General features: G+C 60.4%; 4 protein-coding genes and 1 pseudogene. 3 read left to right on the top strand and 2 right to left on the bottom strand.

The genetic code is table 11. The annotated features are described in order from the left end of the window. Window positions 1–176 precede the first annotated feature (176 nt). Together DC522_RS32445 and DC522_RS32455 are read right to left on the bottom strand one after the other, a co-directional pair. On the bottom strand, window positions 177–539 hold the full coding sequence (locus tag DC522_RS32445) for a DsrE family protein (protein WP_116532546.1): 363 nt from the start codon (window positions 537–539) through the stop codon (window positions 177–179). A gap of 401 nt (window positions 540–940) precedes the next feature. Further along, on the bottom strand, window positions 941–2,818 hold the full coding sequence (locus DC522_RS32455) for an adenylate/guanylate cyclase domain-containing protein (protein ID WP_245444731.1): 1,878 nt from the start codon (window positions 2,816–2,818) through the stop codon (window positions 941–943). Between the two features lie 431 nt (window positions 2,819–3,249). Between DC522_RS32455 and DC522_RS37685 the strand changes: the two are divergent. The 3 genes and pseudogenes from DC522_RS37685 to DC522_RS34485 form a co-directional block, all read left to right on the top strand. Further along, a pseudogene (locus DC522_RS37685) lies at window positions 3,250–3,624 on the top strand (cytochrome P450); the annotation flags it as partial. Window positions 3,625–3,698: 74 nt separating this feature from the next. Continuing rightward, window positions 3,699–3,950: a hypothetical protein gene (locus DC522_RS32465; protein WP_116532548.1), complete on the top strand. Its 252-nt coding sequence runs from the start codon at window positions 3,699–3,701 to the stop codon at window positions 3,948–3,950. 117 nt (window positions 3,951–4,067) lie between these two features. After that, window positions 4,068–4,361, top strand: coding sequence for a hypothetical protein (locus DC522_RS34485; RefSeq protein ID WP_133239445.1), 294 nt, complete (start codon window positions 4,068–4,070; stop codon window positions 4,359–4,361). The last annotated feature ends 341 nt before the right edge of the window (window positions 4,362–4,702 follow it).

Raw genomic sequence — 4,702 nt, forward strand, 5'->3', positions numbered from 1 at the left:
CGCGGTGGGCCATGACCGAACCTCCGGCGCTTAGAAGACGTGATGCAGTAAACCGACCACCATCAGAGCATACCACAAAAGGCCGGTGCTGCGCTGCCTCGTTGGCTCTGTCCTGCTCATGGGAGAGCGAAGCGCGAGCTTTCTGTTTCTACTTCCGCCCTTTGGTGATGATCCAGTCAGTAGACGATGCTGCGGTCGCACGCCATGACCAGCCGAACCAAGGTCGGTGGTGCTCCCTTCTCGTGGGGCACACCTTGGAGGTCCTCGTTGGTCACACCCCGTGCGGCGCAGGACCCGCCCGAGACGTAGAGACGACCGCCTCCCGCAATGATCTTCAAGTAGTGTTCATGCAGCGCACCTGTGCCGAGACCAGTCAGGCTGTTGCGCACGGGCTCGCGCAGGAGTTGGACGGCATCGCCTGCGAGAAAAACATGAACCTCATGCCCCGCCTCAACCGCCGCTGCTGCGACGAAGAAGGCGAGCGTCGCTTTTGTCGGGTTCTCAGGCCCGCAGGTGATGTGGACAAGAAGGCTGGGCATGAACACCTCACCCGAAAGCAGGACACGAGGGCAGAATTATGCGCTCAGTCACCATTGCGGTCTCCGAGGGCCTTGTCCTCGCCAACTATGCGCTTGAACCTGCAGCGCGCCAACGTGACGGTGCTACTATTCCAGGGGAGGCGGCGGTGATGAATACACCCGATTCAGATAACCAAAACCGGACGCGAGGCTTTGTTCTGGTGACGGCGAGCAACTGATTGTTGATCCCGTCGACAGATAAACGCGAACGGTCGCGGAAGGGTGCGGAAATGCAGCAGATCGCCGACAAATTCCCTCTAGAGCATTTTTCGGCGAAGTGGATCCGGTTCGCCGTCAAAAATATGCAGCCTGAAAAAGACGAGAGCTGATTCCACGCAAGTGGAATCAGCTCTCGTCGTGGATCACTCAGGAAGACCCGCGTGGCAGAGCCCCTCGCAGATTCGATCGAGCACCTCACCCTGGAAAACCATTGCCGTGCGGGCCGCTCCCACAGTGAGGTCGGGATAGCCCTCACGGAGTTTGCGGACACTGGCCTCGGCTTTGGCCGGTTGCCCCGCAAAGACGTAAGCTGGCGCAAGATTGCGATGTATCCAGGTTGCCGTGGGGTTTGAAATCAGACCCTTCTCGAAGAACTCAATGGCACGCTCATAGCGCTGAGCGATGAAGTGGGCCGATCCGATCCCGAACTCGGAGTTGAACACCATCGGATCGAAGGGGCTGAGGCGGATTGCCCGCTCGAAGTGCTGGATGGCGGTTTCCGGATCACCCAGGTAGTTGCGGAGATAGCCGCTTCGGTTCCAGGCCCAGGATGAGTTTGGATCGAGACGGGTGGCGGCATCCAGCATCTTCGCCGCCGCCGTGAATTCACGGGTGATCGTCAGAGCCGCTCCAAGAACCGTCAGTACAAACGGATCATCGGCAATCAAAGTCGAGGCAGTCTCCGCTAATCGGAGAGCCTCGCGCTTGTCCGCCTCGATGGTCGTGGACCAGTTGTAGACAGCGCGCTGACCGCGGCACCAAGCGAGCAGTGACAGTGCCAGAGGATAGGTTGGATCGAGTTTCAGTGCCTGTTCCAGCAGTCCCATGGCGCGGACATTGGCATCCCGGTTCAGAGACCACACATCCGGAAGGGCGCGCATCACCAAGTCATACGCATCCAGACTGTCTGGCCGCTTGCGTCTAGCGCGCTCGATCTCAGCCGCGCGGATCGAAGGCTGCACGGCTCCCACGACACTGGCGGTGATCTGGTCCTGGAGATCAAACACATCCTCGACGCTGCCATCATACTGCTCGGCCCACATGTGAGTCCCTGTTGTAGCGTCGATAAGCTGAGCCACAATCCGGATTCGACATCCAGACTTCCGTACGCTGCCTTCTAGGACATAGCGCACTCCAAGCTCCCGGCTGACTTGGCGAACATCAACAGCCTTGCCCTTATAGGTGAAGGTAGAGTTGCGTGCGATAACGAAAAAGGAGCGGATGCGGGACAGGGCGGCAGTGATCTCTTCCACGACACCGTCAGCAAGATAGTCCTGCTCGGGATCACCACTCATATTTGTGAACGGGAGTACGGCAATCGACGGCTTGTCAGGAAGGGGGAGTGATTTCGCTCGCTCCGTCCCCTGTACTGAGCCCAAGGGAGGCGATGCTGAAGCACGAACGCGGTAGACGTGAACCGGCTCGTCGATGTTCTTGATCTCCTGTGGTCCGAGATCATCGAAGTCGAGGTTGCGCACTCGACGAACATACGCAAGGGTAGCGGCAGAGATGTACACGCCTCCTGGCTCGGCGAGGCTTTCCAGCCGTGCTGCGATGTTCACCCCATCACCTAACAGGTCCGCGCCTCGGATTATCACGTCACCAACGTGGACCCCAATCCGGAACTGAAGACGACATTCCTCAGGGGTATCCTGGTTTGCTTGGGCGAGGGCCTCCTGCACGTCCAGAGCGCACTGGACGGCATCCACGGCGCTGGGGAACTCGGCCAGAACGCTGTCGCCAGCGGTGTTGGCGATCCGGCCACCATCTTCGGCGATCAGCCGGTCCATGATCGCACGGTGAGCGGTCAGGCTCCGGAGGGTTCCGACCTCATCTTGGCTCATCATGCGCGAGTAGCCCGCCACGTCAGCCGCCAAGATGGCTGCCAGCCGCCGCTCGATCTTATGCTCCTGCGGACCCATGAGTCTCTCGGTGCCGTTCCATGCCGGATTCTGCGGCGGGCCGGGAGTGGTGTCCAGCCTGCGTTGGCGGCTGATTGTTACCTCACAGCCAAGCTTCATGGGGAGTTTTATAGGGGAGTGGAAGTTTACGCAGAGTAGCGGAGCGAAGACCTTTCGGAGAACCCGTCTCAGCGCGTTCCTGCGGGGTGTATAGTGCTTCTCCTGCAGATTTCAAAGTAGCGCAGCGGCACCAGGAGCTTAGTCGTGCAGACCATATCTCCGTCTCACCCAGCTTTGCAAAAACCTGCTCGAACCAGAGGCAAGCCTCCTGGTCCCAAGGCGCTCCCGCTGGTCGGCCACCTTGTTGATCTCGCCTGGGACCCGCTTGGCTTTTTCACATGTGCTCACGCAAGTACGGTGATGTCGTTGCCCTCCAACTGGGGGCATGGCCGACCCTCCTGATCAACGCCCCGGAGCTGATCGAGGCCGTCCTCGTGAAATAACACGGCAATTTCATCAAGTACAATTTCCTGCGGCGGCACATCACCGCCGTGCTCGGAAATGGTCTGGTCACCAGCGAGGGCGAGTTCTGGCGTCGGCAACGCCGCCTCGCCGCACCCGCTTTCACCGGCCAATGCCTTGCGCGCTATGGCGAGGTGATGGTGCGTTGCACGCAGCACATGCTCGACGGGTGGAAGCCTGGAGTGGAGCGAGACCTCCATGCGGACATGATGCGGCTTACCCTCCGGATTGCGGCCAAGACCCTGTTCAATACCGAGGTGGAGCAGGACGTGGCCGAGATCGAGGCTGCCGTGACAGCGCTTACGAATGAAATCGCCTCCCGATCGGCACGACCCTTTGTGATCCCTGATGCCATTCCGCTTCCGGGAATGGCCCAGCCTTTGCGCGACCTGTCTCACGTCTCAGCCCAGGTTGAGCAGACGATGGAGCATCTGCGGGAGCGGATGGCCAACAAGCTCACCACTCGGCTCGGGGCAGTATTGTCGGGGGATGTGTTCATCACTGCAAGGAGGCCCGAGCCCGCCTCCAGGCCCTTGGCGGGGACATTGTGGACATGGAGTCGGCGGCGGTTCTCGACGTGGCCCGCCGGTTTGGCAAGGGAGCTTATATCATCCGCACCGTCTCGGACGGGGCAGGGGACGACAGCCATCTCTCCTATACCGAGATGGTGGCTGTCGTGGCTCACAACTCGGCGCTCTGCGTCGAGGATCTGCTCGAGAACATGCCCTGACGGATGCATCAGGCATGTGACGGGATCATTCTGTGGTGCGCCGCGAGACGGTTCGGTGTTCCTGACGACGCATTGGGTGTAGAATGCTCTCAACAACAAGAGCGAGGGAGGCTTGCCATGCTACGCGTCCCAGTCCACGAACCAGCAGTCCTGTCCCCACTTGGTCGCGGCGCTCTGACCGCAGAGATACAACGGGTGCTGGCCGTTCTGTCGGAAGTTGAAGCCTGCTACGAGAGCGAACGAGAATGCCTCAAGGGCTGGTCTGGTCCCGAGGCGATCAGAGTGCGTCTCGTCGAGCAGCTTGAGGCTCACCATGCCCAGGAGCGGGAGCCTCTCGTCCAGCGTCTTGCCGATCTGCATCAGCAGATTACCACGGCGTTGATGCTTGAGAGCCTGTGGCGTTCTCGGTAGTGAGGTGCCGAGATCGGAAATAGCTCTGGGAAGGCGAGGCCATCCCATGGGTTAGTGCCTGCGGTGCTCGTCACGATGGGGAGCATAGTCCCGGTTGGTCCGGCCATAATCCAGGACGTGTCCGTTTCGTCTTCGCCATTGGCTTTGGATCATCCAGGCAAGGCATACCCAGCGGCTGCGGCGAGCGGCATTGACCTCAGCGTGTTCTCCGCTGTGCGCTGGCTGGTCGCGCGGTGACCCTCCCTTGGACCCTTCGGCGCTCGGGGGACTGTCGGAATTTCCGTGTAAGGGCCGGGTTCATCAAACCGGCCTGAAGCGGCCGTCGAAGAGAATGGCGAACT

Origin of the sequence: Microvirga sp. KLBC 81, assembly GCF_003075415.1 — a bacterium.
GTDB lineage: Bacteria > Pseudomonadota > Alphaproteobacteria > Rhizobiales > Beijerinckiaceae > Microvirga.